Source organism: Afipia sp. GW821-FHT04G03 (assembly GCF_059419985.1).
Map to the genome: position 1 here is coordinate 861,542 of NZ_JBWKSV010000002.1, position 26,370 is coordinate 887,911.

27 protein-coding genes are annotated in these 26,370 nt (G+C 62.3%); 18 read left to right on the top strand and 9 right to left on the bottom strand.

Going from position 1 to position 26,370, the window contains the following annotated elements; all coding sequences use genetic code 11:
- Positions 1–23: 23 nt before the first annotated feature.
- Positions 24–635, top strand: coding sequence for an invasion associated locus B family protein (locus AC07UB_RS13350; RefSeq protein WP_494655270.1), 612 nt, complete (start codon positions 24–26; stop codon positions 633–635).
- Between the two features lie 128 nt (positions 636–763).
- Here AC07UB_RS13350 and AC07UB_RS13355 read toward each other — a convergent pair whose 3' ends face one another.
- On the bottom strand, positions 764–1,687 hold the full coding sequence (locus AC07UB_RS13355; RefSeq protein WP_494653402.1) for a transcriptional regulator GcvA: 924 nt from the start codon (positions 1,685–1,687) through the stop codon (positions 764–766).
- Positions 1,688–1,799: 112 nt separating this feature from the next.
- Here AC07UB_RS13355 and AC07UB_RS13360 point away from each other — a divergent pair, with 112 nt between their 5' ends.
- The 3 genes from AC07UB_RS13360 (at position 1,800) to AC07UB_RS13370 (ending at position 4,150) form a co-directional block, all read left to right on the top strand.
- On the top strand, positions 1,800–2,012 hold the full coding sequence (locus AC07UB_RS13360) for a DUF1127 domain-containing protein (RefSeq protein ID WP_494653404.1): 213 nt from the start codon (positions 1,800–1,802) through the stop codon (positions 2,010–2,012).
- Positions 2,013–2,112: 100 nt separating this feature from the next.
- Positions 2,113–2,751: a GNAT family N-acetyltransferase gene (locus AC07UB_RS13365; protein ID WP_494653406.1), complete on the top strand. Its 639-nt coding sequence runs from the start codon at positions 2,113–2,115 to the stop codon at positions 2,749–2,751.
- Between the two features lie 109 nt (positions 2,752–2,860).
- Positions 2,861–4,150, top strand: a complete 1,290-nt coding sequence (locus AC07UB_RS13370; RefSeq protein WP_494653408.1) for an acetyl-CoA C-acyltransferase — start codon at positions 2,861–2,863, stop codon at positions 4,148–4,150.
- A gap of 64 nt (positions 4,151–4,214) precedes the next feature.
- On the opposite strand, the gene AC07UB_RS13375 is transcribed toward AC07UB_RS13370, so the two are convergent.
- Positions 4,215–5,057, bottom strand: coding sequence for an enoyl-CoA hydratase (locus tag AC07UB_RS13375; RefSeq protein WP_492791039.1), 843 nt, complete (start codon positions 5,055–5,057; stop codon positions 4,215–4,217).
- Between the two features lie 301 nt (positions 5,058–5,358).
- Between AC07UB_RS13375 and AC07UB_RS13380 the strand changes: the two genes are divergently transcribed.
- The 3 genes from AC07UB_RS13380 to AC07UB_RS13390 all read left to right on the top strand — a co-directional run bounded on the left by AC07UB_RS13380 (position 5,359) and on the right by AC07UB_RS13390 (position 7,582).
- The gene (locus AC07UB_RS13380) at positions 5,359–6,006 is read left to right on the top strand and encodes a LemA family protein (RefSeq protein WP_492791037.1); all 648 of its coding nucleotides are present in this window, start codon (positions 5,359–5,361) and stop codon (positions 6,004–6,006) included.
- Positions 6,007–6,183: 177 nt separating this feature from the next.
- Positions 6,184–7,071: a TPM domain-containing protein gene (locus AC07UB_RS13385; protein ID WP_492791036.1), complete on the top strand. Its 888-nt coding sequence runs from the start codon at positions 6,184–6,186 to the stop codon at positions 7,069–7,071.
- Positions 7,072–7,084: 13 nt separating this feature from the next.
- A complete protein-coding gene (locus AC07UB_RS13390) occupies positions 7,085–7,582 on the top strand; it encodes a TPM domain-containing protein (protein ID WP_492791035.1) in 498 nt (165 codons plus the stop codon).
- A gap of 2 nt (positions 7,583–7,584) precedes the next feature.
- Here AC07UB_RS13390 and putA read toward each other — a convergent pair whose 3' ends face one another.
- Entirely contained in the window at positions 7,585–10,596 is a 3,012-nt protein-coding gene (gene putA / locus AC07UB_RS13395) for a bifunctional proline dehydrogenase/L-glutamate gamma-semialdehyde dehydrogenase PutA (RefSeq protein ID WP_492791034.1), read from the bottom strand.
- A gap of 112 nt (positions 10,597–10,708) precedes the next feature.
- Here putA and AC07UB_RS13400 point away from each other — a divergent pair, with 112 nt between their 5' ends.
- Together AC07UB_RS13400 and AC07UB_RS13405 are read left to right on the top strand one after the other, a co-directional pair.
- Positions 10,709–11,170 carry an Lrp/AsnC ligand binding domain-containing protein gene (locus tag AC07UB_RS13400; RefSeq protein WP_492791033.1) on the top strand — a complete coding sequence of 154 codons (462 nt, stop codon included), beginning with the start codon at positions 10,709–10,711 and terminating at the stop codon, positions 11,168–11,170.
- A 112-nt stretch (positions 11,171–11,282) separates the two neighbouring features.
- A complete protein-coding gene (locus AC07UB_RS13405) occupies positions 11,283–11,903 on the top strand; it encodes a hypothetical protein (RefSeq protein ID WP_492792709.1) in 621 nt (206 codons plus the stop codon).
- Positions 11,904–11,915: 12 nt separating this feature from the next.
- Here the strand turns inward: AC07UB_RS13405 and AC07UB_RS13410 are convergent, their stop codons facing one another.
- Complete coding sequence (locus tag AC07UB_RS13410) at positions 11,916–13,469, bottom strand: acyl-CoA synthetase (protein WP_492791032.1); 1,554 nt, start codon at positions 13,467–13,469, stop codon at positions 11,916–11,918.
- A gap of 132 nt (positions 13,470–13,601) precedes the next feature.
- On the bottom strand, positions 13,602–14,774 hold the full coding sequence (locus AC07UB_RS13415) for an acetyl-CoA C-acetyltransferase (protein WP_492791031.1): 1,173 nt from the start codon (positions 14,772–14,774) through the stop codon (positions 13,602–13,604).
- A gap of 135 nt (positions 14,775–14,909) precedes the next feature.
- On the opposite strand from AC07UB_RS13415, the gene AC07UB_RS13420 reads away from it, so the two are divergent.
- From AC07UB_RS13420 to AC07UB_RS13455, 8 genes are all read left to right on the top strand, one after another.
- Positions 14,910–15,632, top strand: a complete 723-nt coding sequence (locus AC07UB_RS13420) for a TetR family transcriptional regulator (RefSeq protein WP_492791030.1) — start codon at positions 14,910–14,912, stop codon at positions 15,630–15,632.
- Between the two features lie 133 nt (positions 15,633–15,765).
- The gene (locus AC07UB_RS13425; protein ID WP_494653414.1) at positions 15,766–16,890 is read left to right on the top strand and encodes a CaiB/BaiF CoA transferase family protein; all 1,125 of its coding nucleotides are present in this window, start codon (positions 15,766–15,768) and stop codon (positions 16,888–16,890) included.
- Between the two features lie 37 nt (positions 16,891–16,927).
- Complete coding sequence (locus AC07UB_RS13430; protein WP_492791028.1) at positions 16,928–17,686, top strand: SDR family NAD(P)-dependent oxidoreductase; 759 nt, start codon at positions 16,928–16,930, stop codon at positions 17,684–17,686.
- A gap of 110 nt (positions 17,687–17,796) precedes the next feature.
- Positions 17,797–19,701, top strand: a complete 1,905-nt coding sequence (locus AC07UB_RS13435; protein ID WP_494653417.1) for an AMP-binding protein — start codon at positions 17,797–17,799, stop codon at positions 19,699–19,701.
- 30 nt (positions 19,702–19,731) lie between these two features.
- On the top strand, positions 19,732–20,859 hold the full coding sequence (locus tag AC07UB_RS13440) for an acyl-CoA dehydrogenase family protein (RefSeq protein WP_494653419.1): 1,128 nt from the start codon (positions 19,732–19,734) through the stop codon (positions 20,857–20,859).
- Between the two features lie 13 nt (positions 20,860–20,872).
- Positions 20,873–22,117, top strand: a complete 1,245-nt coding sequence (locus AC07UB_RS13445) for an acyl-CoA dehydrogenase (RefSeq protein ID WP_494653421.1) — start codon at positions 20,873–20,875, stop codon at positions 22,115–22,117.
- 5 nt (positions 22,118–22,122) lie between these two features.
- Positions 22,123–22,815 (top strand): nitroreductase, encoded by a 693-nt coding sequence (locus AC07UB_RS13450; RefSeq protein WP_494653423.1) that lies wholly within the window; start codon positions 22,123–22,125, stop codon positions 22,813–22,815.
- A 228-nt stretch (positions 22,816–23,043) separates the two neighbouring features.
- A complete protein-coding gene (locus AC07UB_RS13455) occupies positions 23,044–23,448 on the top strand; it encodes a hypothetical protein (protein WP_492791023.1) in 405 nt (134 codons plus the stop codon).
- Between the two features lie 21 nt (positions 23,449–23,469).
- On the opposite strand, the gene AC07UB_RS13460 is transcribed toward AC07UB_RS13455, so the two are convergent.
- From AC07UB_RS13460 to AC07UB_RS13470, 3 genes are all read right to left on the bottom strand, one after another.
- Positions 23,470–23,652 carry a hypothetical protein gene (locus AC07UB_RS13460; RefSeq protein ID WP_492792708.1) on the bottom strand — a complete coding sequence of 61 codons (183 nt, stop codon included), beginning with the start codon at positions 23,650–23,652 and terminating at the stop codon, positions 23,470–23,472.
- Between the two features lie 76 nt (positions 23,653–23,728).
- Positions 23,729–24,067, bottom strand: coding sequence for a YkgJ family cysteine cluster protein (locus AC07UB_RS13465; protein WP_494653425.1), 339 nt, complete (start codon positions 24,065–24,067; stop codon positions 23,729–23,731).
- On the bottom strand, positions 24,064–24,768 hold the full coding sequence (locus AC07UB_RS13470) for a helix-turn-helix transcriptional regulator (protein WP_494653427.1): 705 nt from the start codon (positions 24,766–24,768) through the stop codon (positions 24,064–24,066). The genes AC07UB_RS13465 and AC07UB_RS13470 overlap by 4 nt, the downstream gene beginning before the upstream one ends.
- A 92-nt stretch (positions 24,769–24,860) precedes the next feature.
- On the opposite strand from AC07UB_RS13470, the gene AC07UB_RS13475 reads away from it, so the two are divergent.
- Positions 24,861–25,589, top strand: coding sequence for a glutathione S-transferase family protein (locus AC07UB_RS13475; RefSeq protein ID WP_492791020.1), 729 nt, complete (start codon positions 24,861–24,863; stop codon positions 25,587–25,589).
- A gap of 64 nt (positions 25,590–25,653) precedes the next feature.
- Here AC07UB_RS13475 and AC07UB_RS13480 read toward each other — a convergent pair whose 3' ends face one another.
- Positions 25,654–26,280, bottom strand: coding sequence for a pyridoxamine 5'-phosphate oxidase family protein (locus AC07UB_RS13480; RefSeq protein WP_494653430.1), 627 nt, complete (start codon positions 26,278–26,280; stop codon positions 25,654–25,656).
- Positions 26,281–26,370 lie beyond the last annotated feature (90 nt).

Below are 26,370 nucleotides of genomic sequence, written 5' to 3' on the forward strand. Positions count from 1 at the left end.
TCAGCTGCGCGCGAAGCGATGTGATGGATGGAACGATGAGACAGATAGCGCGGACACTTCTTTTGGTTGCGGGCGTTTCCTGCATCGCTCTCGCCAATCCGGCCATCGCGCAGCAGCCTCAGCAAAAGACGACGAAGTCAGCGACTGCCGCGCCGAAATCGCCAGGACCCTCGACCGCGACCGGCGCTGCGGCGGCCCCCGCTCCGGCGGACGGCAGTGCGCCACCTCAACCGGTCTGGACGTCGCGTTGCGCGAGCGATGGCAGAAAGGCGGTGCTTCTTTGCGAGGTCGAGCAAAGTCTTTACATGACCAAGACGGGGCAGCTGGTGGCTTCTGTCAATGTGAAGCTGCCTCCCGATACGCGTCAGCCCGTGTTGATGGTTCAACTTCCAGTGGGATTGTTCCTCCCGGCTGGAGTCAGTTTGCAGATCGATGAAAGCAAGCCGCAGGTGCTGCCGATTCAAACCTGCGATCTGAAAGGATGCTACGCCGCGACGACTGTTTCGTTGGACATGCTGGGATCGATGAAGTCCGGAAAACGCCTCTCGGTTATCTTTCAGAATCTCAACAAAGAGAATGTGAACCTGGCCTTTGTGCTTTCAGGCTTTGCCGAAGGTTATGACAAAATCAACTGATCGATAGCCGGTCAATAAGGAATGAACCGCCGTCTCGTATCTCATGAAGCCCTTCATCGATCAGATGAGCCGCGCATTCCGTGAACGATGAGCACGGCAGACGATGCGCAGTGATAGCGGCGAGATTTCTATAATCTCGGTTGCGCAATGTTGGTCGGGATCGGCCGCGCTTTGGCTGTCGCGATCAGCCAGTCGCGAAACGCGCCGATGGCCGGCGTCACGACCTTGTCCTCGGGCATGACGAAATAGTACCCCGCCGACGGCATGGTGATATCGAACGGCACCACGAGACGCCCCTTGGCGATGTCGTCCGCGACATAGGCCGTGTGTCCCATCGCGACACCGAGGCCGTCGATCGCCGCCTGAATTGTCATGAACGCCAGATCGAATGTCAGTCCCGGACTTTCCGCGATCCGAACTGGAAGGCCGGCCGCCGTCAGCCATAAACGCCAGTCCTCCCGCGTGACAGACGTATGTAGCAGTGTGGTGCGCGCGAGGTCTTCAGGCTGCCGCAGCGCGCGCTCGCCTTTCAGCAGTTCCGGGCTGCAGACCGGAAACAGATCTTCCGCCATCAGCCAGTCGGAGCGCAGGCCGGGCCATTGCCCGCGCCCGTAACGGATCGCCGCGTCCACGTTGCTGTTACGAAAATCGACCAGTTCGGTCGAGGTGGTGATGCGGACGTCGATGTCCGGATGCTGTTCCTGAAACGGCGCCAGCCGCGGCAGCAGCCATTTCACTGCGAGCGATGTCAGCGTGCTGACGGTCAGCACGCGGTCGCTGCCGGTGCGCAGCAGGCGGTCGGTGGCGGCGCGCAGATCCTGAAATGCGGCGCGGATGCCCGGCAGATACTCGGCGGCCTGTGGTGTCAGCGCCAGCGACCGGTTTTGCCGGATGAAAAGCCGGATGCCGAGTTCCTCCTCAAGCCGCCGGATCTGGTGGCTGATGGCCGTCTGGGTGACGTTCAACTCCTGCGCCGCATTGGTGAAGCTGAGATGCCGGGCGGCGGCCTCAAAGGCGCGCAATCCGTTCAAAGAAGGGAGCCGGGCGATCATGAAGATCCCTCATGCATGAGATATTCTCATATTACAGAGGACAAGCTGTCGTTTGTCAACGGGGTAATGCGGGCAGATATTAACGCCATCAAGTTGATTTCAGGAGGCCGCTATGTCTGTTTGTTCAAACGATCTGATGACAAATCATCATCATGATTTTCTCGCCCACCCGCTCACTTCGGTTGCAGATGTGCTGCACATCTGGCGTCAGCGTTACAAGCGGCGGGCCGAACTGGCTCGGCTCACCGACAAAGATTTCCACGACGTCGGCGCCAGCTGGAGCGATTTTGCCTACGAGGCGAACAAGCCGTTCTGGCGTGCCTAGGCGACGCGCGCGAGCCCGATCCGATCTCCCCGGACCGGGCTCGCTTTTTGTCTCACTGTTTGTCGCAACGACCCGCACCGATTTTCGATGGAGCGCCGCCATGCTTGCCGCCGCCGATCATCGTTTCATCCCGAGCAATCTTGACCGCTATACCGACGTGCTTCGCCTGAAAGGCGGCAGGCCGTTGACGGTGCGTTTTCTCACGCCGCGTGACGCCGACGCGCTGCTGACTTACTTCAGGTCGTTATCGCAGCGTTCGCGTTACAGCCGCTTGATGGGGGCTGTGAGCGAGTTGCCGCCGTCGGAGCTCGACAAGGCGCTGCACATTGGAGAAGGCAATCGTTTTGCGGTGATCGCGGAAATGAAAGTCGATGGCCTCGACACCATCGTCGGTGAGGCGCGCTACAGTTTCGACGCCGCGACACAGGACAGCGAGTTCGGGCTGTCGATCGGCGATGCGTGGCAGGGGCAGGGCATTGGCCGCGCGATGCTGGCGAATCTGGAATGCCGTTCAGCGGCGCTGGGTGCGCTGCGTCTGTTCGGCGAAACACTCCGCAACAACGAGCAGATGATCGGTCTCGCCCGCAAATCAGGCTTCACCTTCATGCCGCGAGCGAGCGACTGGCGGCAGGTGCGGTTTGAAAAGCCGCTACATCATGCTGCGGACATTCCGTGCGAAAGCTGGAAGCAGGTCGCGATGACGGGCTGGTTCTCGCAGGACGCCGGGCCGGTGCACTGATCGTATTGATATTGCTGCCCCATCTCCGCGCGGCGCTGGCTTGTAACCGACCGACTGGATCGCATAGTCTTTTCGCAGCGCTCGCGTGTGCGCGATCCAGGAGTTCCGCATGGCCGAGTCCGCATCGAAACAAACCGACATCTGGCTGGGGGCGGGCGTCCGCACGCCGTTCGCCAAGGTCGATGGCCCGCTGAGCGGCGTCGACGCCATCGCATTGTCGGTGCCCGTCGTCCAGAGCATGATCGGGCGCCTCAATGGCGGCAAGCCGGACTTCGCGGTCTGGGGCAATGTCGTGCCCAACCTGACCTGGAGCAATATCGCCCGCGAAATTCTCATGGATGCCGGTGTCGACCCGACTGTCCCCGCCTTCTCAACGGTCATGGCGTGCTCGACCAGCATGGCGGGCGTGTTTGAAGCCGCCGGAATGATGGACGGCGATGCGCGCAATCTTGCGCTGGTCGGCGGCGTCGATAGCCTCAGCCAGATTCAGCTCGGCCTCGGCATGTCGCTGTCAAACTGGGTGCGCCAGTTTCAGGTCGCTCGATCCCTTGGGCAGAAACTCACCCACGCCATCGATCTCAAGCTGAGTGATGTGCGGCTCTACATTCCGGCGGTCAGCAACCGCACCACCGGCATGAGCATGGGCGAGCATACCGAGATCACCGCCAAGGTCTGGAATATTTCCCGCGAGGCGCAGGACCAGATCGCGCTGGAAAGCCATCAGCGCGCTGTCGCCGCATGGGATCGCGGTTTCTTCGACGATCTCGTGATTCCGTTCGGCGGCGTGAAGCGCGACACCATTCCGCGCAAGGACACGTCGCTTGAAAAGCTGGCGCGGCTGTCGCCCGCGTTCGATCGCACCAGCGGCAAGGGCACACTGACCGCCGGCAATTCATCGCCGTTGACGGACGGCGCGTCGAGCATCTGGGTCGCCTCGACGAAGGGTCTTGCGCGGCTTCCCGCGAACACGCCGCGGGTGAAACTGATCGACTGGGAAATGGCTTCGGTGGATTTTCGCACCGAGGGCCTGCTGATGGCGCCGCCTTATGCCATTCCGCGCCTGCTCAAGCGTCACGGGCTGACTTATGCGGACATCCATCTCTGGGAAATCCACGAAGCGTTCGCCGCACAGGTGCTCGCGCATATCAAGGCGCTGGAAAGCTCCGAATTCATCCGCGACAAGGCCGGCGTGACGGCGGAGTTCGGAAAATTCCCGCGCGAGCGCATGAATCCGAACGGCGGCTCGACCGCGCTCGGGCATCCGTTCGGCGCGACCGGCGCGCGCATCTTGAGTCAGGCCGTGAAGGCGCTGGCGGCGATGCCGAAAGGCAGCCGCGCCATTGTCAGTATCTGCGCCGATGGCGGGCAGGGCACGGTTGCGCTGCTGGAAGCGGCTTAGGGCATGATCCCGAAAAGTGGAAACCGGTTTCGGAAAAGATCATGCCTTGTTGAAAAAAAGCGGCCTAGCTTGCCCCGAATACCGGCTTGCGCTTTTCGATGAAGGCTTTCACTGCTTCCTTGTGATCCGCCGTTCCGGCTGATCGCACCATGCGCTCGGCCTCGTGATCGAGCGAGGTCAGGAAATCGTTCATCAGCGCTTCGTCGAGATTGTCCTTGAGAAAGCGTAACGCCGTCGCGGGACCGGCGGCGAGAGTCTTCGCCCAAGCGAAGGCTTCGTCGCGCAGCTTGTCGTCTGCAACCACGCGGTTGACGATGCCGAGCGTCTCACATCGTCTGGCGTCGATCTTCTCGCCGAAGAACATCAGTTCGCGCGCCCGCGACGTTCCGACGAGGCGCGTCAGCAGCCATGCCATCCCGTAGTCGCCGCTGAGCCCAATTTTTACATAGGCCGTGGTGACGAACGCGGATTCCGCGGCGATCCGCAGGTCGCATGCCAGAGCGAGCGAAAGACCCGCGCCTGCGGCCGGGCCGGGGAGTGCCGCGATGGTAGGTTTGCGGACATTGACGAGAGCGCCGGTCAGCGTGCGCTGGCGTTCCTGCAACCGCGAGACCTTCTGGTCGAAGGTCAGTTCGGGCGCATTGCTGCTGCCGCTTTTGCCGCCCATGCCCTTGACGTCGCCGCCAGCGCAGAAGGCTTGACCCGCGCCAGTAATAAGGAGTGCGCCGACACTGGGGTCTTCGCCGCAGAGCTTGATCATTTTGCGCAATGCCGGCGTGAGATTGTCCGACAGCGAATTGCGCGCGTGCGGACGGTTGAGCGTGATGACGGCGACGCGCTCGCGCACTTCGCAGAGCAGTTCGTCCGTGCCGGTGTCGATGATCGTTGCGGCGGATGTGACGGTCATGGCGCTGCTCCGTAGATAGTTTTGAAACAGAACTTTGAACGGAACCGAGGCGTGACGCCAGACAAACCTGACGCAACGCTGTCATGTTGCGTGGCCAGTGTCCGGTCCGGTCAGATTCTGCGCTGTCATCCTCGTGCGGTTGCGCGCATTCATCGATTTTGCGAGATCAAAGTAGCTAAAAAGAGAACAACCAAGACAATGACCCGGACGATCCGGATGTATATGATCCCGGCGCGGGTGTGCCGCGCCCGCCGTGTTCCGTTGCGGCATCCGGCATCCGGCATCTTACTGGAGATCATTCATGCGCAAGTTTTTCACCATCCTCGCAGCACTCGCCTCGCTGAGCCTCACGAACTGCGGATACAACGCAATTCAACAGAACGACGAATCGGTGAAGTCGAGCTGGTCGGAGGTGGTGAACCAGTATCAGCGCCGCGCCGATCTGGTGCCGAACCTTGTCAATTCGGTGAAGGGCTTTGCGCAACAGGAAAAAGACGTGCTGCTCGGCGTGACCAATGCGCGCGCCAAGGTCGGCGGCGTCAACGTCTCGCCCGAGGTGCTGAACGATCCGGCCGCCCTACAGAAATTCCAGGCGGCGCAAGGCGAATTGACCGGCGCGCTGGCGCGCCTGCTGGTCGTGACGGAAAATTATCCGACACTGAAGTCCGATCAGTTGTTCCGCGATCTGGTGGCTCAGCTTGAGGGCACCGAGAATCGTATAGCCGTGGCGCGCAATCGCTACATCAAATCCGTGCAGGACTATAATGTCGGCATCCGGACCTTCCCGAACAACCTGACCGCCATGGTGTTCGGCTATAAGGAAAAGGCCAACTTCACGGTCGAGAATGAGAAGTCGATTTCCACCGCGCCGAAGGTCGATTTCAACGCACCTCCGCCGGCCGCGCCTGCTGTCCCCGCGCCAGCGCCTGCACCGGCGCCCGCGAAGTAGGGCGCCTGACAGCTAGTGATCCGGTTCTGACATTCGTGTCACACTTCCAGCGAGTGCTACGAATGTCAGAACCAAAGGATCACTAGAATTATGGTTTGCTAGTGTCCTTTCGTATCCGACGTTCGTTCGGGAGATGCGGTAGAATGAAGCGAACGTCGAATACGGGATACTAGCGTGATGAAAGCGGCAAGAAGGGCTAGTCTCGCGGTCGTTCTCGCGTCCATGCTGTGCTGGGCGTTTGCCGGCTCGACCTTTGTCGTGCGGGCGGACGTCGCGGTGCCGCTCTTGACCGGACGCGTCGTCGATCAGACGGCGACGCTGTCGGCCGATCAGGCCGCCACCCTCGAACAGACCCTTAAGAGTTTCGAGGATCGCAAGGGCAGCCAGCTTGCGGTGTTGATCGTGCCGACGACGCAGCCCGAAACTATCGAACAGTATGCGCTGCGCGTGGTCGAACAATGGAAGCTCGGGCGCAAGAAAGTCGATGACGGCGCGTTGCTGCTGATCGCCAAGAACGACCGCAAGCTGCGGATCGAGGTTGGCTACGGTCTCGAGGGCGCGCTCAATGACGCCACATCGAAGCGCATCATCGACGAGATCATCACGCCGAAGTTCAAGAGCGGCGATTTTGCCGGCGGCATTTCCGACGGTGTCGATCGCATCCTGAGGGTGATCGACGGCGAACCACTTCCTGCGCCGAAGCCCGAGGGCGAACTGCCCGACTTGAGCGCGATCGGCGAGTATTTCCCGTTTCTCCTTATTCTCACGCTGGTCGGTGGCGGAATTTTCAGAGCGATCTTCGGAAGGTTGCTCGGCTCGCTCGTCGCGGGCGGCGGCGTCGCAGCGTTCATCTGGTTCTTTCTCGGCGTGTTGCCGATCGCGGCCATCGGGGGAATGATCGCCTTCGTTGTCACGCTGGTCGGCGACAGCGTCATGTCTTCCGGCGGCGGTGGCAGGGGCGGCTACGGCGGCGGATTCAGTTCAGGCGGATCGAGCAGTTCAAGCGGCGGGTTCAGCGGAGGCGGCGGCAGCTTCGGCGGCGGCGGCGCATCGGGCAGTTGGTAGCCGAGAGATAGCAATGGGCATCAAGCGCATCGGCAAGCATCTTCTTCTCAATCGCTGGCGGGTCCGGCGCGCGTTTCCGCGTCAGGCGCTGGCCAACATCGAGAAGGCAATCAAGACCAGCGAAGCGGCTCACTCCGGGCAGATCCGCTTTGCGGTGGAAGGCGCGCTCGACGGCGCGCCGCTGTTTCGAGATCAGTCCGCGCGCGACCGCGCCATCGACGTCTTCGGAGAGCTACGGCTCTGGGACACGACCCATAATAACGGCATCCTGATCTACCTGCTGCTCGCCGACCGCGACGTCGAGATCGTCGCCGATCGCGGCATCAATGCGAAGGTCACGCAAGCGGATTGGGAAACCATCTGCCGGGCGATGGAAGCGGAATTCCGCGCTGGGAATTTCGAGGGCGGGGTGCTGAAAGGCATTGGGGCAGCGACGCAACTGCTCGCGAAGCATTTCCCGGCGACGGGCGCGCACCGCAATGAACTGCCGGACAAGCCGGTGGTGTTGTAACCCTAATCCCCCGTCATCAGTCCGACATTGCCGCCAGCGGCTGCGGTGTTGATCGTCACCGTCTGCTCGACCGCAAGGCGCGGCAGATAGTGCGGCCCGCCGGCCTTGGGCCCGGTGCCCGACAGTCCGTGGCCGCCGAACGGCTGTACGCCGACCACCGCGCCGATCATGTTGCGGTTGACGTAAACATTCCCAACCGCGAGCCGCTCGATCACCGCTGCGACCGTGTCGTCGATGCGCGAATGAACTCCGAGTGTCAGGCCATAGCCGCTGTCCGCGATGGATTGCAGCACGCGCTCGAAATCCGCCGCCTTGTAACGCACCACATGCAGGATCGGGCCAAAGACCTCCTCGGTCAGTTGGTCCGCGCTCGCCAGCTCGAAGATGTGCGGCGCGACGAAATGACCGGATAAGGGCGCGTCACCTGCGAAATGCAGTCGCGCTGAGTTTTTCATGCGCGCGATATGCGCATCGAGCCGCGCTTTCGCCTCGGCGTCGATCACCGGGCCGATTTGCGTCGCCGGATCGCGCGGATCGCCAACGTGAAGTTCACGCGCCGCGCCCACGATCATCTCGATCATGCGATCCGCCACGTCCTCCTGCACCAGCAGCAACCGCAGGGCGGAACAGCGTTGTCCGGCGGACCGGAACGCCGAGGTCACGACATCGTCGGCAACCTGTTCGGGTAATGCAGTCGCATCCACGATCATGGCGTTGATCCCGCCGGTTTCCGCGATCAGCGGTACGATGGGCCCGTCCTTCGCGGCCAACGCGCGATTAATGGAGCGCGCCACCTCGGTGGAGCCGGTGAACACCACGCCGGCGATCTCGTTGCCTTCGACCAGTGCGGCGCCGATGCGCCCGTCGCCTTGCACGAGCTGAAGCGCGGAAGCCGGGACGCCTGCTTCATGCAGCAGCGCCACGGCCTCCTCCGCGATACGCGGCGTCTGCTCGGCAGGCTTGGCGACGACGGCGTTGCCGGCCATCAGGCACGCCGCGATCTGGCCCGTGAAAATCGCCAGCGGAAAATTCCATGGCGAGATCGCGACCATCACGCCCCGCCCGCGCAACCGCAACGTGTTGCTCTCGCCGGTGGGACCGGGAAGCGGCAGTCCGTCGCCGAATAGTTTCCGGCCCTCCATTGCATAGTAGCGGCAGAAGTCCGCCGCCTCGCGAATCTCCGACACCGCATCGTCGATGGTCTTGCCGCCTTCGGTTTGCAGCAGCGCGACAAAACGCGACATTCGCTGTTCGATGAGATCGGCGGCGCGCTCCAGCGCCGTGGCGTGCGCGTCGGTGGAGGTCCGGCCCCAGAATGCGAAGCCGGTGCGCGCCAGCGCCACCGCAATCGCGACATCTTTCTCCGTGGCGTTGGTCACGGCATCCGTGGGGAGAGTTTCGGCGGCGACCGATGTCAACAGATTGTCGAGCGATGTGCGGTCGCCGAATTCGATGCCGCGCGAATTGATCCGCGGCAGGTAGAGATCGTGCGGCAGCGGCAGGCGGGCATGACGCGCCTGATCCGGCGATGTGACGATGTGCTCGGGCCTCTGTAATAACGATGCGACGGGAATATTCGGGTCCGCCGCCTGTGCTACGAACGACGAGTTCGCGCCGTTCTCCAGCAATCGCCGCACCAGATAGGCCAGCAGGTCGCGATGGCTGCCGACTGGCGCATAGATGCGGCAGCCAAGCGCGGGTTTGTCGGCGTGGATTTGCGCATAGAGTGCGTCGCCCATGCCGTGCAGCCGCTGAAACTCGAAGCCTTCGTCGTCGCCGGCCAGTTCGGCAATCGTCGCCACCGAGAGCGCGTTGTGGGTGGCGAGTTGCGGGAAGATGCGCGGGCGCAGGCCGAGCAGCTTGCGGGCACAGGCGATGTAGTTGAGGTCCGTCATCGCCTTGCGCGTGAACACGGGATAGCCGTCGAGACCGCGCTCCTGCGCGCGCTTTACCTCAGTGTCCCAATAAGCGCCTTTCACCAGACGCACGACCATGCGCCGGTCATGCGTCTGGGCGAGATCGTGGACGTAATCAATCACGGCCTCGGCGCGCTTTTGATAGGCCTGCACGGCCAGCCCGAAACCGTCCCAGCCATCGAGAGACGGATCCGCGAAAACCGCGCCGATCACATCGAGCGACAGTTCGAGCCGGTCAGCTTCCTCGGCGTCGATGGTGAAATTCATGTCGTGCGCCTTCGCGCGTTGCGCGAGCTCAAGCGTGATCGGCACGAGTTCGGCCATGACGCGCGCGCGGCTCAGCGCCTCATAGCGTGGATGCAGCGCCGACAGTTTCACGGAAATGCCCGGCCGGTCGGGAAATGGCGCGTTGCCTGCGGCGCGGCCGATGGCTTCGATCGCCGACGCATAGGATTCGAAATAGCGTGTGGCGTCATCTGACGTGCGCGCGCCTTCGCCGAGCATGTCGAACGAATAGCGACGGTGATGATACGGGCCGTCGTCATCGGATGCGCGCGCGAGCGCCGAGTCGATGGTTTCGCCCAGCACGAAATGATTTCCCATCAGGCGCATCGCCTGCCGGGTCGCGGCGCGCACCGCCGGAAGGCCGAGCCTTTTCGCGATGAGGCCGACGGTGCCGTGCGGAGTTTCGCCGGGCTGGATCACGCGTGCAGAAAGGCCGAGCGCCCAGGCCGACGCATTGACCAGCAGTGCGCTGGATTTGGTCTGGTGATGGGCGAAATCGCCCTGGCCGAGCTTGTCCTCGATGAAGCGGTCGGCGGTCGCAGCGTCCGGCACGCGCAGCAGCGCCTCCGCCATCACCATGAGTGCGAGGCCCTCCCTGGTGGAGAGCGCGAACTCGCGCAGCATGTCCTCGACACCGCCAAAGCCGCCGTCCCCCGTGCGTACCGCCTCGATCAGCCGCGTGGCGGTGCGGTCGATGCGGGCTTCTTGTCCGGCGTCCAGCGGCGGCATGGCGAGCAGCCGCGCGGCGATCTCGCTGTCGTCGGGCGCGTAGGGTGCTGCAAAGAATGGAACAGGGCTGGATGGGTTGAGCATGACGTCCCTCGTGGATCACCCGAATACTAACTCCAGTCCTCGCCGTGGTTCGATAGACAAATCAAGGAAAATTCATTATAAAATACGGAATTATGGGAGAGTTACCGCATAAATGATCGACATCGACAAAATTGACCGGAAAATCCTCGGCATCCTTCAGGCGGATGGTCGCATCGCCAATGTCGAGCTCGCCGAGCGTATAGGGCTGTCGCCAACTTCGATCGGCGAGCGGCTCAAGCGGTTGCAGCGTGACGGCTTCATCGAGGGCTATGGTGCACGGCTGAACCCGCACAAGCTCGGACTGGGGCTGCTCGTGTTTGTCGAAGTGCTGCTCGACAAGACCACGCCCGATGTATTCGAACGGTTCGCCGAGGCGGTGCGTCGCGCGCCTGAAGTGCTGGAGTGTCACATGGTCGCCGGCGGATTCGATTATCTTGTGAAGTCGCGCGTTGCCGACATGACGGCGTACCGGCGGTTTCTCGGCGAGACACTGCTGGCGCTGCCTGGCGTGCGCGAGACGCGGACGTATGCGGTGATGGAAGAAGTGAAGCGCGACGCGCCGCTGCCGGTGTGATCGCGCGTTCACGGGAACGTTGGGCGATAAGGCCGATGAACTGTTGATTGTGTAGAAAATCGGCCATAGTCCTGCAACGCAGCTTGTTCAGGAAATCGCCGTGTTCCACGTCATGTCCCGATCTATCTCAATTGTCGCGTCTCTGGCTTGTCTTGTGCTCGGCGCCGGAGCCGCGCCCGCCATACAACTCAGTCCGGAGCAGGCGGACCTCTATTCGTCCGTATCGATCAATCCGCCGTCGCCGAACGGAATAACGGTGTGTTACGGTTTCGTCTGCCGCCGCCGGGCGTCGCTCGACTTCACCGCGTCGGATCAGAAGCAGCTTTCGCAGATCATGGCCGCCGGCAAGGCGTCCGCCGCCGCCGAACGCGTGGCAGTTCAGAAGGCCATCGTCTGGTTCGACAAGCGGATGGGCCCGATCATCGGCACGACGACGCGCGTGGCGCGAGCGGACATCCGCAATCGCGCCGACGCCAACAACTACGATTGCTGGGACACCACGCGAAACACGTCCAGCATGCTGCTGGTGCTGCAGGAGTGGGGCTTGCTGAAGCACCACACGGTCGGCAATCCGCGCTACCGCGGCAATGTGCTGGCGATGCAGACGCCGCATAACACGGCGGTGTTGGTGGAAAAAGTCAGTCGCGTGGAATGGGTGGTCGACATGTGGACCACGCGCTACGCGCAGCCGCCCGACGTCAAGCTCGCGGAGCAGTGGCTGAAGGAGGAGTGAGCACGCGCTCGCTCACGCCTTGGCGGGAGACTTGTTCACCTTCGTCCAATATTTGTCCCGCAGATGCCGCTTCAACAGTTTGCCGGTTGGAGTGCGCGGCAATTCAGCTTCAAAGTCGACACTCTTCGGGCATTTGATCGGCGACAGGTGCTTGCGGCAAAATAAAATCAGCTCGTCCGCGAGTTCCTTGCCTGCGCGCGCCATGTCATGCGGCTGCACCACCGCCTTGACCTCTTCGCCCATTTCCTCGTTGGGCACGCCGAACACTGCGACATCGGCCACCGCCGGATGCGAGATCAGAATATCCTCGGTTTCCTGCGGATAGATATTCACGCCGCCGGAAATGATCATGTAGGCCTTGCGGTCGGTGAGATAGAGAAAACCGTCGTTGTCCAGATAACCAACATCGCCCAGTGTCGACCAGCCGCGATCGTTAAAGGCGCGCTGCGTCTTGTCGGGATCGTTGTGATAGGCGAACTTCGGGCCATCGGCGAAATACACCGTGCCGGTTTCGCCAATAGGCAATTCCTTGCCGTCGTCATCGAGAATTTTGATCGTGCCGACCACGGCCCGGCCCACGGTGCCGCGATGCGCGAGCCAGTCTTTCGACGTCGACACCGTGACGCCGTTGCCTTCGGATCCGGCGTAGTATTCGATCAGCACCGGACCCCACCAGTCGATCATCCGCGCCTTGATGTCGCTCGGGCAGGGCGCCGCGGCGTGCACCGCGCCCCTGAGCGACGAAACGTCGTATTTCGCGCGAACTTCGTCCGGCAGTTTCAGCATCCGGACAAACATCGTCGGCACAAGCTGGGATTGCGTCACCCTGTGCTTTTCAATCAGTCGCAGAAATTCTTCCGCGTCGAACGATTCCATGATGATTGAGGTGCCGCCGAGTGCGGCCGACATCATGTTGAAGCGCAGCGGAGCCGCATGATAGAGCGGCGCGGGCGATAGATAGATGCTGTCCTCCGTCATGCCGCACATGCCGGAACACAGCAGTTTCAGCAGCGGATTCGGCACCAGGATAGAAGGTTCAAGCAGCGGGCGCTTGATGCCCTTTGGACGGCCCGTCGTGCCCGACGAATACAGCATGTCGTAGCCGGCGGATTCGTCGGCAATCGGAGTCGCCGGTTGGGTGGCGAGCGCGTCGTCCCACGAGCGAAATCCCGCATGCGATCCTCCGGCGATATAGAACGCCGGCGCGTCCGCAGCGTTGGTCACCAGCGGCGCGATGGCCTCCACGCATTTCGGCGTCGTGATGACGGCCTTGGCGCCGCAGTCCTTGACGATATAGGCGATCTCGTCGGGGGTGAGATAGCGGCTGATCGCGGTGTAATAGAGCCCGCTGCGTTGCGCGGCCCAGCAGATTTCCATGAAAGTCGGCGTGTTCTCCATCAACAGCGCGATGTGATCGCCGGTGCGCAGGCCGAGCGATCGAAACAGTTGCGCGCCCTGATTGGAGCGGTGGTCCAGCTCGCGATAGGTAATGGCGTCGCCCGACTTCGCCATCTGGTAGGCGATCTTGTCGGGATTCTTCTGCGCGTGAACAGATGGATGAGACATGAAGCTCCCTTGGCGTTTCCCGTAGACCTCGGCGGCTTTTGCCGCTCGTTGATTGATTGGGGATGGGATGTGGGCCCGTCATCAGGCCACAAAAAAAAAGGGCGGGTGAAGCACCCGCCCTTTTGAATTCCGTTACAGCCGCTCGACGATAGTGACGTTGGCCATGCCGCCGCCTTCGCACATGGTTTGCAGGCCGTAGCGCTTGTTGCGCTGCTTCAGCGCGTTGACCAGCGTGGTCATCAGCTTGGTGCCGGAGCCGCCGAGCGGATGGCCGAGCGCAATCGCGCCGCCGTTGACATTGAGCCGCGCCGGGTCCGCGCCGGTGTCCTTGAGCCACGCGGTCGGCACCGACGCGAAAGCTTCGTTGACCTCGAACAGGTCGATGTCATTGATGGACATGCCGGCCTTTTTCAGCGCGCGATGGGTCGCGGGCAACGGCGCTTCCAGCATGATGACCGGATCGCCGCCGATCATGGTCATGTGATGGATGCGCGCCAGCGGCGCGATGCCGAGCGCCTTCAGGCCCTTTTCGTTCACGATCATGACGCCGGACGCGCCGTCGCAAATCTGGCTGGCGCTGGCGGCAGTAAGCTTGCCGTTCTCGGCAATCGTCTTGACGCCGCGAATGCCTTCGATGGTGGCATCGAAGCGAATGCCTTCGTCGATGTTGTGGGTATCGGTCGAGCCGTCGGCGCGGGTGATGGTGAGCGGAACGATCTCATTCTTGAAGGCGCCGGCCTGCGTCGCCGCAATCGCCTTCTGATGGCTCTGGTAGGAATAGGCGTCGAGATCGTCTTTCGCGAGGCCGTATTTCTCCGCCATCATTTCCGCGCCGGTGAACTGGCTGAACTGGATGTTGGGATACTGCTTCTGGATGTTCGGGCTCATATAGGTGCCGAAGCCGTTCTTGGCGGCGAGCGTGGCCGGAAGTCCCATCGGCACGCGGGTCATGCCCTCGACGCCGGCGGCGATCACGATGTCCATGGAGCCGGCCATCACGGCCTGCGCCGCGAAGTGCAGCGCCTGCTGCGAGGAACCGCACTGGCGGTCGACGGAAGTGCCGGGCACGCTTTCCGGCAGCTTCGAGGCCATCACCGCGTTGCGCGCCACATTGTTGGATTGCTCGCCGGCCTGCATCACGCACCCCATGATGACGTCTTCGATCTGGGCGGGATCGACGCCGGTGCGGTCCACCAGCGAGTCCAGCACGGAAGCGGCGAGATCGACCGGATGCCAGCCAGCGAGGCGGCCTCCCTTGCGTCCACCTGCGGTGCGGGCGGCGGCAACAATATAGGCTTCGGCCATGGTGGTGCTCCCTGATGACTTGTTATGTGTTGGCGCGGATTAAAAAGGCCGACGGCAATTTAGTCAATCGCTCAATTAACTCTTGAGCGCGGCCCGATCATCGGCTTAGTTATCGGTTCCTATAAAGAGAGATGCATGTCGTCGACCCTCACCACAAAAGCCCCGCGCAGGGCCGCGCCGAAGCCCGCTCCTGAAAAGGAAGCCGCGCCGATGAACGCGACCGCCGCCAAGCTTCTGGTGGCGGCGGGCGATTTGATGATCGAGCGAAACACGACTGAAGTGTCGCTGAGCGAGATCGCGCAGAAATCCGGCGTCAATGCCGCGCTGGTAAAATACCATTTCGGCAACAAGGATGGTTTGCTGCTGGCGCTGCTGGCGCGGGACGCCGGCGCGGAAATGGCGAATCTGGCCTTCGTGCTCGACCAGCCGATTTCACCAACCGAAAAAATGCGGCGGCACATCGCCGGCATCGTCAATGCCTATTACCGCGTTCCCTATCTCAACCGGCTGATCCATCTGCTGCTGCATCAGGGCAGCCCAGCCACGGCGAAAGAAGTTCATCGCTTCTTCGTGGGCCCGCTGTTCGAATTCGTGAAGCGGCTGCTTGAGCAGGGCATGGCGAGCGGTGAATTCCGGAAAGTCGATCCGGCGCTGTTCTACATCAGCCTCAACGGCGCATGCGATCATCTGTTTTATGGCCGGCAGATGAACTCGCATTTTGTCGGATCGGGCGGCGTGACCGACGAGGTCCGGCGGCAATATATCGATCACATGACGAAAATGGTGCTGGGCGGGTTGCTGACCGACAAGGCGCGCATGTCGTCCAGCGCGCAGGACCAGCCCGCCACCAAGGCGTGATACGGCATGATCCGAAAAGTGGGAACCGTTTTCGGAAAAGATCATGCCGAAATGGAAAAACGACGAGTTTGATTTCTGCGAAGCTGATCAGGCTCTAAACCAAACCAAGAAGACGTTCGTTCGGGAGAGGCGTATGAAGGAGCAATCGGCGGCAACGGGACCATTGCGCGGCGTGCGTGTGGTCGAGTTCGCCGGCATCGGACCGGGACCATTCGCATCGATGCTGTTGTCCGACATGGGCGCGGATGTGGTGTCGATTGCGCGGCCCGGACAGGGCAAGCGCGACGTGCGGGACTTCGTCAACCGCGGCCGCCGCGTGATCGAGCTGGATCTGAAAAACCCGGATCACATCCGCCAAGTGCTCGACCTAATTGCTGCGGCCGACGTTCTGATCGAAGGCTTCCGTCCGCAGGTCATGGAACGTCTCGGCCTCGGTCCCGACGTCGTGCTCAAGCGTAATCCGCGCGTGGTCTATGGCCGCATGACCGGCTGGGGCCAGGAAGGTCCGCTGTCGCAGGCGGCGGGCCATGACATCAACTACATCGCGATCACCGGCGCGCTGGATTCATTCCGCGCCGGCAACGGCGAAACGGTTTCGCCACTGAATCTCGTCGGCGATTATGGCGGCGGCGCGCTCTATCTTGTTGTTGGCGTGCTGGCGGCCGTGATCGAGGCGCGCACCTCCGGCAAGGGTCAGGTCGTCGATGCTGCGATGTGCGACGGCGTGTCGAGCATGCTGACCATGTTCCACAGCATGAAGGCGATCGGGCGCTGGACGGACCAGCCGCGCACCAACCTGCTCGACGGCGGCGCGCATTTCTACCGCACCTATGAATGCAAGGACGGAGGCTTCATGGCGATCGGCGCGCTCGAGCCGCAATTCTACGCGGAACTGCGCCAGCTCGCCGGCCTCACCGAGGATTGCTACGACGCGCAGATGAATCGCGGCGAATGGCCGAACATGCAGGACAAGATGGCCGCTTTGTTCAAGACCAAGACGCGCGACGAATGGGCCAATATTCTCGAGGGATCCGATGCCTGCGCGGCGCCCGTGATGGGAATGTTCGATGCGCCGAAACATCCTCATCTCGCCGCGCGCAAGACCTTCGTGACCGCGGATGGCCACGTTCAGCCCGCGCCCGCGCCACGGTTCTCGCGCACGCCGTCGGCGATTCAAGGTTCGCCTGCTGTTCCTCCGACGCAGGCGTCCGACATTCTCGCGCAGTGGTCGCAAGCGGCCGCTGCTCGCGCGTCTTAAGATTTCACTCCCTAAAACCAGAACAGGAAACCAGATCATGCAGCTCAAGGATATTTCAGTACTCGTGACGGGTGGCGGCTCGGGCCTCGGCGCGGCGACCGCGCGCGCCATGGCCGCAAAGGGCGCGAAGGTCGCCGTCATCGACATGAACAAGGACGGCGCGGAAGCCGTCGCCAAGGAGATCAAGGGCCTCGCGCTGGTCGGCGACGTGTCGGAGGAAGCGCCGGTCAAGGAAGCGATTGCAAAGGCCGAGGCCGCGCACGGGGTCGTTCGGGTGCTGGTGAACTGCGCCGGTATCGGCAACGCCGGAAAAACCGTCGGCAAGAATGGCGCTTACTCGCTCGCGGACTACACGCGCGTCATCAAGGTCAACCTGATCGGTTCGTTCAACTGCATCCGGCTCGTCGCCGAGCGGATGCAGACGGCGCCTCCGATCGGCGAGGAGCGCGGCGTGTTCATCAGCACGGCCAGCGTCGCGGCCTATGACGGCCAGATTGGCCAGGCGGCCTATTCATCGTCGAAGGGCGGCATCGTTGGCATGACGCTGCCGGTGGCCCGCGATCTTGCGTCGCTCAACATCCGCGTCATGACCATCGCGCCCGGCCTGTTCCTGACGCCGCTGCTGAAAGGATTGCCGCAAGAAGCGCAGGACAGCCTCGGCAAGCAGGTGCCGCATCCGGCGCGGCTCGGCGACCCGAGCGAGTACGCCAATCTCGCCGTGCATATCGTGGAGAATCCGATGCTCAACGGCGAAGTGATCCGCCTCGACGGCGCGATCCGCATGGCGCCGCGGTAGCAGGAAACTTCGAGGCGCGTGATACGTCACGCACCTGTTGCGCGTAATCGGCCGGCGAGGGGCGCCATAATAAAAAAGCCCCCGCCGGTTTTCCTCGGGAGGAAGCTGCGATGAGTGCGAGTTTTGCCGGTTCGGGTCTTGCTGAAAAGCAAACGGCGCAGGCGCCGCAAAAGCCGCCGTTCCGCAAGATCGAATGGCTTGCGCGGGACATCGGCGTCGAGCGCCGTCCCGATGGCGTCATCGTCCTGAAATCGCGCACGCCGCTGGATCCGTTCGAGCCGCATATTCCGGCGTCATTGGCGAAGTGGGCCGCGGCGCGGCCTGGTCATACCTGGCTCGCGCAGCGCAAGGGTCCGGAGCGGCAATGGCGCAAGGTATCCTACGGCGAGGCCAAGCGCACGGCCGATGCGCTGACGCAGGCGCTGCTGGACATGAAACTTCCCGCCGGTCGTCCGGTGGCGATCCTGAGCGGCAATTCCATCGAACACGCCTTGATGACGCAGGCGGCAATGCAGGCGCGGATTCCCGCAGCTCCGGTGTCGCCGGCCTATTCGCTGATGAGCCAGGATCACGCCAAGCTGAAATATCTGTTCGGCCTCGTGAAGCCCGCCGTGGTGATGGTGCAGGACGGACCCACCTTTGAGAAAGCACTGGCCGCGCTCGACCTCGACGGCATCAGGGTCGTGCATGTCGATCGCGCGCCCGCCAGCATCACGAGTGTCTCCTACGCCGATCTCGCCGCGACGCCGGTGACGTCGGCTGTCGAAGCATCGATTGCGCAAATCACGCCGGACACGGTGGGCAAGCTGCTGTTCACGTCGGGCTCGACGGGAATGCCGAAGGCCGTCATCAATACCCAGCAGATGATGTGCGCCAATGCCCGCATGATGATGCAGGTGCGCCCGCGCGCGCCCGGTGATTCCGAGGCGATCTATCTCGACTGGATGCCGTGGAATCACACTATGGGCGGCAACGCGCTGTTCAACCCGGTTCTGACGGAGGGCGGCACGCTCTACATCGACGACGGCAAGCCGATCCCCGGCATGATCGACGAGACACTGCGCAACTTGCGCGAGATTTCGCCGACCTACTACGCCAACGTGCCAGCGGGTTACGCCGCGCTGGCGGCAGCGATGGAGAAGGACGACGCGCTGTGCCGCAACTTCTTCAAAGACCTCGGTCTCATTGCGTATGGCGGAGCGCGGTTGCCGGACGATCTCTATGAGCGGATGCAGGCGCTGGCGGTGCGTGCCACCGGCGAACGCATCGTGTTCTATACCGGCTGGGGCTCCACCGAGACCGCGCCGACCTCCACCGGCACTTACTGGGACACCGAGCGTGTCGGCCTGATCGGTCTGCCGTTCCCCGGCGTCGAATTGAAGATGGTTCCCGCCGGGCCGCAATACGAATTGCGTTTGCGCGGCGTCAACGTCACGCCCGGTTATTTGGGCCAGCCGGAGCTGACGCAAAAGGCCTTCGACGACGAAGGCTTCTACTGCATCGGCGATGCCGGCGTGTTCGTCGATCCGGAAGATCCTGCGAAGGGATTGATTTTCTCGGGCCGCGTGGTCGAGGACTTCAAACTCACCACAGGAACCTTTGTTCTGGTCAGCTCTGTGCGCACCGATGCGATTGCAGCCGCATCGCCTGTGATTCAGGACGCGCTGGTCGCGGGGCCGGACCGCCCCTTCATCGGACTGTTGGCATGGCCGAACCTCGATGCGTGCCGCCGGCTGATCGACGACATGGATGCGTCGATGGAGACGGTGGTGAACCATCCCAGGATTCGCGCACATCTGCGCGACGGATTGCTGGCGCACAACAAGGCCTGCGGCGGCGCCAGCAGCATGAAGATTGTTCGCGCCATGCTGATGGCCGAGCCGCCATCCATCGACGGCAACGAACTTACCGACAAGGGTTACATCAATCAGCGCGCGGGGCTTGAGCGCCGCGCCGCGCTAGTCGGGCAACTCTATGCCGACAAGCCCGGGCCGGACGTCATCGTCCTCACATAATGTCATGTTCACAACACGAGTCGCAAACCCATGAACTTTGAATTCTCCGACGATCAGAAACAGTTGCGCGATCAGGCGCGGCGCTATCTTGCCGAGCATTCGCCGCCGAAAGCCGTGCGCTTCGTGCTGGAAGGCAACGCGCCTTATGACAAGGCGCTATGGAAAGGCCTCGCCGAGATGGGTTTTCTCGGCGTCGCGATTCCTGAAGAATTTGGCGGCGCGGGCGCGGGGCATCTCGAACTCTGCGTGATCGCCGAGGAGATGGGCCGTGCGCTGGCGCCGGTGCCGTTCTCGTCCACGATCTACCTCGCGGCAGAAGCCATCATGCTCGCAGGCAGCGATGAGCAGAAAGCCAAATGGCTGCCGAAGATTGCGTCGGGCGAAGCCATCGGAACGCTGGCGCTGTTTGAGGGCGCAGGCAATCCGTCGCCGAAGGCGATCAATGTCTCGGGTTCGCAGGGGACAGTCAGCGGCACCAAAAAGCCGGTGCCGGACGGCGCCATCGCCGATTTCGCCATCGTGGCGGCGCGCACCGGATCGACCGGCCGCGAAACCGATATCGGTCTGTTTATTGTCGATCTCAATGGCGCAGGCGTCACGCGCAGGCCGTTGTCGAATATCGATCAGGCGCACGGTCAGGCCGAGATCGTTTTCGACAAGTGCAAGGCAGAGCCGTTGGGGGCTGCCACCGAAGGCTGGAGCATTCTCACCCGCGTGCTCGATCGTGCAGCGGTGCTGGTCGCGTTCGAGCAGGTCGGCGGCGCGGATCGCGCGCTGGAGATGGGGCGCGACTATGCGCTGGATCGCATTGCTTTCGGGCGTCAGATCGGATCGTTCCAGGCGGTGAAGCATCTTCTGGCCGATATGTATGTGTCCGCGACGCTGGCGCGCTCGAATTGCTATTATGGCGCATGGGCGCTTTCGACGGATGCGGGAGAATTGCCGGAAGCTGCCGCCACCGCGCGCGTCAGCGCAACGCAGGCGTTCCTGCACTGCGCGAAGAACAACAATCAGGTTCATGGCGGCATGGGCTTCACTTGGGAGTTCGACTGCCACCTGTATTACCGCCGCGCCAATGCACTGGCGCTGATGCTTGGAAGCCAGACCTACTGGGAGAACCGGCTGATTGACCGGATGCGCTTCCGAAACGCTTCTTGAGAGGATCACGTCCATGAATTTCGATGACACTCCACAGGAAGCCGCGTTTCGCGCCGAGGCCCGTGCGTGGATTAAGGCCAACGCACCGAAGCACCTTGAGAGCGAGCTTTCCGAACCGTCGGTCGGCCGCATCAAGTTGCGCAGCGGCGATATTCTCTCCGAGTCGAAGAACTGGCAGAAGAAGAAAGCCGAGGCCGGCTGGGCTTGTCTGCACTGGCCGAAGGAATATGGCGGGCGCGGCGCGTCTCCCATCGAGCGAGTCATCTGGCAGCAGGAAGAAGGCGTTTTCATCAAACTGGAAAGCGTGTTCCTGATTGGGCAGGGCATGTGCGGCCCGACCATGATGGCCTATGCCGGCGAAGAGGACAAAAAGAAGTATCTGCCCAAACTCGCGTCCGGCGAGAATATCTGGTGTCAGTTGTTCTCTGAACCCGCGGCGGGTTCCGACGTTGCCGGTTTGCGCACGCGCGCGGAGAAACAGGGCGACGACTGGATCATCAACGGCCAGAAGGTCTGGACCACGGGGGCGCATTTCTCGGACTACGGCATCGTCATCACCCGAACAGATCCGACGCAGCCGAAGCACAAGGGCCTCACGATGTTCTTCCTGGACATGAAGAGCCCAGGCGTTGTGGTGAAGCCGATCAAGCAGGCCAACGGCCAGGCCGAATTCAACGAGGTTTTCTTCAACGACGTGCGGATCCCGGACTCGCAGCGTCTCGGCAAGGTCAATGACGGGTGGAACGTATCGCTCACCACACTGATGAACGAGCGCATGTCGATCGGCGCGCGCATCGTCACCGGCGTGCCGGAGATGTTCGATTTTTGCAGCAAGCTGATGCTCGATGACGGACTGGCGATCGATGACAAAAACGTTCGCTCGAAGCTCGCGAATTGGGCTGTGAAGGCGAGCGGCCTGAAATATACCAGCTATCGCTCGATTTCGGCGCTGTCGCGCGGCGAGCGTCCGGGTCCCGAGAACTCCATCGGCAAGCTGGTGTCGGGCTCGATGCTTCAGGACATTGCGATGTTCGCGCTCGATCTTCAGGGCGCTGCCGGCGTTCTCAACGATGCGGACTCTGTCGCGGCCGCCGGGCAGTTCCAGTCGATGCTGCTGCGCTCGCCCGCGACGCGGGTCGAGGGCGGCACCGACGAGATCCTGCGCAACATCATCGCCGAGCGCGTGCTCGGATTGCCGGGCGACATCCGCGTCGACAAGGATGTCCCCTTCATTGCCATTCCGACCAAGGGACGCTGAACGCCATGCTTGCACAGCCCGACAACCGCGACATCGAGGTCGTGGAGAAGCTTCTGGCCGCGCGGTACTCCTGTCGTGCGTTCAAGTCTGCCCCCGTGCCGCGCGCGACCATCGAACGTGTGCTGACTGCCGCGCAAAAGACTGCGTCATGGTGCAACAGCCAGCCGTGGCAGGTTGCGATTTTCTCCGGCGATGCGGTCAAGACATTCGGCGAGGCAATGTACAAGGCGGCGAGCGAACGCGCGCCGCCCGTCACCGATTTCGAGTTTCCGCGCGAGTATCAGGGCGTCTACCTGGACCGCCGGCGCGAAAGCGGCTTCCAGCTCTATAACGCGCTCGGTATCCCGCGCGGCGACAAGGCTGCATACAACAAGCAGATGTTGGAAAATTTCCGCTTCTTCGGTGCGCCGCATGTGGCCATCATCACCAGCGACGAAGCTCTCGGCGTCTATGGCGCGATCGACTGCGGCGGCTATGTCAGTAACTTCATGCTCGCCGCGCAGGCCGCAGGTCTCGCGACCGTTCCGCAGGCAGCGCTGGCAGGTCATGCGGACGTGGTGCGCAAGCATCTCGGCGTCGGTGAGGATCGCCGCGTGGTGTGCGGCATCTCATTCGGTTATGCGGACGCGACGCATCTCGCCAACAGCTACCGCACCAACCGCGCGACGATCCCGGAAGCTGTGACGTTCATCGGCTAGGGCATGATCTCGAAAGTGGAAGCCGGTTTCGGAAGCGCGCCGCGCCGAATCACACAGCCGAATCACGTCAGGGAACCCGTTTCGGTAACCCTCTACATAATATGAACGCGGGCTCGTAACGGAGAGGGTGGTTAACTCTGCGTTAGGAAATTGCACTGCATCTTCCCTTTCAGCGCAATCGGCAAAAGTGAATTCCGTTTTTGGCAGATCGCGCTCGGGAGATTACCAATGTGGTCCAGCCGCGAAGCCTTTGAGAACGATGTCTGCCCCGTGGGCGACGAAATGCTCGGAAGCCTGTACCGTGCCAGCGAACATGGCCTTCCTCAACTTGTAGAATCGGTGTCTTCGGATGTCCGGGCGATGCTGGCGCTGTTCTGTTACAAGCGCGCGCATCTGCACGGCATGAGCCTCGCCATTGCCGCGACCTGCACGGAACGCGATCTGGTCGAGCAGGGCGGCATCGTCGGATCGACACTGTTCGCGATGTCGCGGGAAGCGCCGTCGTCACAGCCAGTCGCATCGTCCTACGGCAACCGGCGCGGCATCACGCTGTCGACCAAGCCGCTCAGCACCTTCGTTCCTGCGATGGACGAGATGGACGACGACAGCGACTTCGCGGCAATGCCGGCCTGAGCCGACGACGACCGCGCCTGTTCAACTCTGGCGCGGCCCACGCATGATCTTCAATGCGTCCTCAACGTGCCGCCATGTCCTGGCCTGTTCGGCCTCGCCCTGCGCTTCGCACTCGACCGCCCGTTGTGCGGCCTTTGCAATCGCCTGCGGCCCATGGATTTCCATCAACTGCCGGGCATAGGTGTGAATTTCGGTTTCCTGCATGGCATCGTGCTCCTCCACTTGAGGCAATTCTGTCGGTGGAATGGTTGACGCCCAAAGAGGTGGTTTCGTTCCGCGATTAATGACCATCCGGCAGGAAACCTGCCGTGAGTTCCACCGAAAGTTCCGGAAGCCCGAACCTGCGCCGCGCCATCGCGCATTCCGGATCGCCGGGCATGCAGGTCCGGCAGACCTCGGGCCGCACGGCATAGATCCCGCACGCCGTGGAAATTCCGACCTTGCCGGTCAGCGCCGTGCACCGGTCGCCGTCGCAGCGCATCCCCGACAGCCGGTCATTGACGAATTTCTCGGGAATAAGATCGAGCGCGGCGTCGCCCTCCACCGTGAAGCGCGGCCAGTTGCTCGAATAGGAACAGCAGGCGCCGCAGCTTTGGCAGGGATTGTCGCTCGCGGTCATGATGTGCACTCGCGCATGCGGGCATCATGCATGCTCTTCATCCATTTGACTCGCAACGCCGTGCGGCGTTCAGGATATTTCTCGTCCAGAAACACGGCCTGAGCGATCCGGTCGATCCGGAAGCTGCGAAAGTCCTTGCGCAACTCGCACCATCCCGCGAGATGCCGTACCGTTTCAAGATAGCCGACGGCAATCGGCCACACCGTGCGCCGGCTGTCGCGGCCCTGCTCGTCGCAATAGTGCAGCAGGACTTTTTTGCTGGCATGGATATGGGCACGCAATCGCGTCATATCGATGCTGTCCTGCGTATCGCTCCGTTTCAGCGGCGTCCGGCTCGCGGGTTCGAGCGCAAGCGGCTGCAGCCGTTCCGGGATGGTCTCGACGATCTTGGCGATCAGATCCAGCGCCGCCTTCGCCAGCACCGGATCGGCTCGCCCGGCAACCCACTGCGCGCCCAGCACCGCCGCCTCGATCTCGTCCGGGGTCAGCATCAGCGGCGGCATGTCGAACCCTTTTTCCAGCACATAGCCGGTGCCGGCCTCGCCCCGGATCGGTACGCGCTGGCCGATAAGGGTGGCGATGTCGCGGTAGATCGTGCGTTTCGAGGTTTCCAGTTCGTTGGCAATGGCCTCCGCGGTCAGCGGCTTGCCGGTGCGCCGGAGCACCTGAATGATCTGAAATAGCCGGTCGGCGCGCCGCATTCTGTTGGTCCTGCAGGTCCGCTGCTGACACCACGTTGGCAGCAGGGGGTAGCTACAAATGGGCATCTTTTCAACGCTCAAAGGATGCCCCGATGATCACGCTTTACGGTTTTGGTCCTTATTTCGGCCTTCCGGAGGCCAGCCCTTATGTCATGAAGGCCGAGGTGCAGCTAAAAATGGCGAAGCTGGCCTATGTCAAGGCGGTGGGGTCGCGCGAGGATTCGCCCAAGGGGCAACTGCCCTACATCGACGATGGCGATGAGCGCATCTCGGACACCACCTTTATCAGGCTGCATCTGGAAAAAACCCGTGGCATCGATCTTGATGCCGCGCTCGACGAGCGCCAACGCGCCGAAGCCTGGACGACCGAACGCATGGTCGAAAATCATCTGTACTGGATGCTGGTCCATATGCGCTGGATGATCCCCGAGAATTTCGCCAAGGGGCCATCGCATTTTTTCGATGCCGCGCCGGATGCCATTCGCGAGCAGCTGAGGGATGATGCCCGTGCGCGTGTGGCGGACGTTGTCCGCATGGCGGGGCCTGCGCGCCATTCGTTGCCGGAAATCGTCGAGTTCGGGACGCTGTCACTGTCCGCGCTGTCGATGCAGCTTGGCTGGAAGGACTATCTGATGGGGGATCGTCCGTGCGGCGCTGACGCCATCGTTTTTGGCGTGCTGGCCGGCCTGTTGACGCCGTTCTTCGATTCGCCGTTGCGCGACCGGGTGCTGGAGTTCTCCAATCTCGTCGCCTATGTCGAGCGGATGATGGGGCGGTACTATCCGGAACATCCATGGCAGCGGTTGTCGGAAGCGGCGTGACGCACCCTGCTTCCCCCGCGGCCGGGGAGAGCGAGCATCTCCCCGCTGCCACTATCTCGTGTCGCTATGTCGATGAGTGCCGCTGCTTCAGCTGCGCGACTTCGGCCTCGAGTTCGGCAATGCGCTCATCGCGGGCTGCGATCGCGGTTGCAACATCGGCGGCGTCGAATTTCATCGGGATATGCTGCGGGCAATTGGTATCCCAGGCGGCGATCTTGAACAGGATCGCCTGCTCGGGCTTTGCCTTGTAATCACGCGGCATCAGCGAGGCGGTCAGCGCGGGATCGTCCTCGACCACGCGCGCCTCGCCCCAGAGCTTGACGCGGCGGCGGTTGACGTAATCGATCAGGAAAATATAGGCCTTCGGATTCTCGGTGAGGTTGCCCTGCGTGATGAACTGCCGGTTGCCTTTGTAATCCGCGAAGGCGAGCGTTTGCTTGTCGAGGATCTTGATGAAGCCCGCCGGGCCGCCGCGATGCTGGATATAGGGTTGCCCGTCGGCGGTGGCCGTCGCCAGAAAGAAACTGGTCTGTTCGCCGATGAAGGCCGCAAGCGACTCGTCGATCTCGGTGCGCCAGCCGCCGTTCTCCTCGACGCGGGCATAGGCATCGCGTGAACCTTTGCGGGCCTGGATCTCCTTCACCGCAAGCGTAAACGCGACATCGCTTGAAAAAGCATGGGCAACGGTCATCACTGGCCCTCCTGATCGCTCGCTAACATAGTTCGAATCTAGGCAATCTCCGGCCGAGCATAATCGCCGGCATTGACAGTTCATCGTTGC

Coding starts and splice junctions, on each gene's coding strand:
- AC07UB_RS13460 (WP_492792708.1), bottom strand. CDS start 23,652: ATGCAGGAAACCGAAATTCACACCTATGCCCGGCAGTTGATGGAAATC.
- AC07UB_RS13440 (WP_494653419.1), top strand. CDS start 19,732: ATGAACTTTGAATTCTCCGACGATCAGAAACAGTTGCGCGATCAGGCG.
- AC07UB_RS13435 (WP_494653417.1), top strand. CDS start 17,797: ATGAGTGCGAGTTTTGCCGGTTCGGGTCTTGCTGAAAAGCAAACGGCG.
- AC07UB_RS13430 (WP_492791028.1), top strand. CDS start 16,928: ATGCAGCTCAAGGATATTTCAGTACTCGTGACGGGTGGCGGCTCGGGC.
- AC07UB_RS13415 (WP_492791031.1), bottom strand. CDS start 14,774: ATGGCCGAAGCCTATATTGTTGCCGCCGCCCGCACCGCAGGTGGACGC.
- AC07UB_RS13390 (WP_492791035.1), top strand. CDS start 7,085: ATGGGCATCAAGCGCATCGGCAAGCATCTTCTTCTCAATCGCTGGCGG.
- AC07UB_RS13405 (WP_492792709.1), top strand. CDS start 11,283: ATGTCCCGATCTATCTCAATTGTCGCGTCTCTGGCTTGTCTTGTGCTC.
- AC07UB_RS13465 (WP_494653425.1), bottom strand. CDS start 24,067: ATGACCGCGAGCGACAATCCCTGCCAAAGCTGCGGCGCCTGCTGTTCC.
- AC07UB_RS13360 (WP_494653404.1), top strand. CDS start 1,800: ATGTCTGTTTGTTCAAACGATCTGATGACAAATCATCATCATGATTTT.
- AC07UB_RS13375 (WP_492791039.1), bottom strand. CDS start 5,057: ATGACCGTCACATCCGCCGCAACGATCATCGACACCGGCACGGACGAA.
- AC07UB_RS13425 (WP_494653414.1), top strand. CDS start 15,766: ATGAAGGAGCAATCGGCGGCAACGGGACCATTGCGCGGCGTGCGTGTG.
- AC07UB_RS13455 (WP_492791023.1), top strand. CDS start 23,044: ATGTGGTCCAGCCGCGAAGCCTTTGAGAACGATGTCTGCCCCGTGGGC.
- AC07UB_RS13355 (WP_494653402.1), bottom strand. CDS start 1,687: ATGATCGCCCGGCTCCCTTCTTTGAACGGATTGCGCGCCTTTGAGGCC.
- AC07UB_RS13480 (WP_494653430.1), bottom strand. CDS start 26,280: ATGACCGTTGCCCATGCTTTTTCAAGCGATGTCGCGTTTACGCTTGCG.
- AC07UB_RS13350 (WP_494655270.1), top strand. CDS start 24: ATGGATGGAACGATGAGACAGATAGCGCGGACACTTCTTTTGGTTGCG.
- AC07UB_RS13410 (WP_492791032.1), bottom strand. CDS start 13,469: ATGTCTCATCCATCTGTTCACGCGCAGAAGAATCCCGACAAGATCGCC.
- putA (WP_492791034.1), bottom strand. CDS start 10,596: ATGCTCAACCCATCCAGCCCTGTTCCATTCTTTGCAGCACCCTACGCG.
- AC07UB_RS13420 (WP_492791030.1), top strand. CDS start 14,910: ATGTCGTCGACCCTCACCACAAAAGCCCCGCGCAGGGCCGCGCCGAAG.
- AC07UB_RS13475 (WP_492791020.1), top strand. CDS start 24,861: ATGATCACGCTTTACGGTTTTGGTCCTTATTTCGGCCTTCCGGAGGCC.
- AC07UB_RS13365 (WP_494653406.1), top strand. CDS start 2,113: ATGCTTGCCGCCGCCGATCATCGTTTCATCCCGAGCAATCTTGACCGC.
- AC07UB_RS13385 (WP_492791036.1), top strand. CDS start 6,184: ATGAAAGCGGCAAGAAGGGCTAGTCTCGCGGTCGTTCTCGCGTCCATG.
- AC07UB_RS13470 (WP_494653427.1), bottom strand. CDS start 24,768: ATGCGGCGCGCCGACCGGCTATTTCAGATCATTCAGGTGCTCCGGCGC.
- AC07UB_RS13380 (WP_492791037.1), top strand. CDS start 5,359: ATGCGCAAGTTTTTCACCATCCTCGCAGCACTCGCCTCGCTGAGCCTC.
- AC07UB_RS13450 (WP_494653423.1), top strand. CDS start 22,123: ATGCTTGCACAGCCCGACAACCGCGACATCGAGGTCGTGGAGAAGCTT.
- AC07UB_RS13445 (WP_494653421.1), top strand. CDS start 20,873: ATGAATTTCGATGACACTCCACAGGAAGCCGCGTTTCGCGCCGAGGCC.
- AC07UB_RS13400 (WP_492791033.1), top strand. CDS start 10,709: ATGATCGACATCGACAAAATTGACCGGAAAATCCTCGGCATCCTTCAG.
- AC07UB_RS13370 (WP_494653408.1), top strand. CDS start 2,861: ATGGCCGAGTCCGCATCGAAACAAACCGACATCTGGCTGGGGGCGGGC.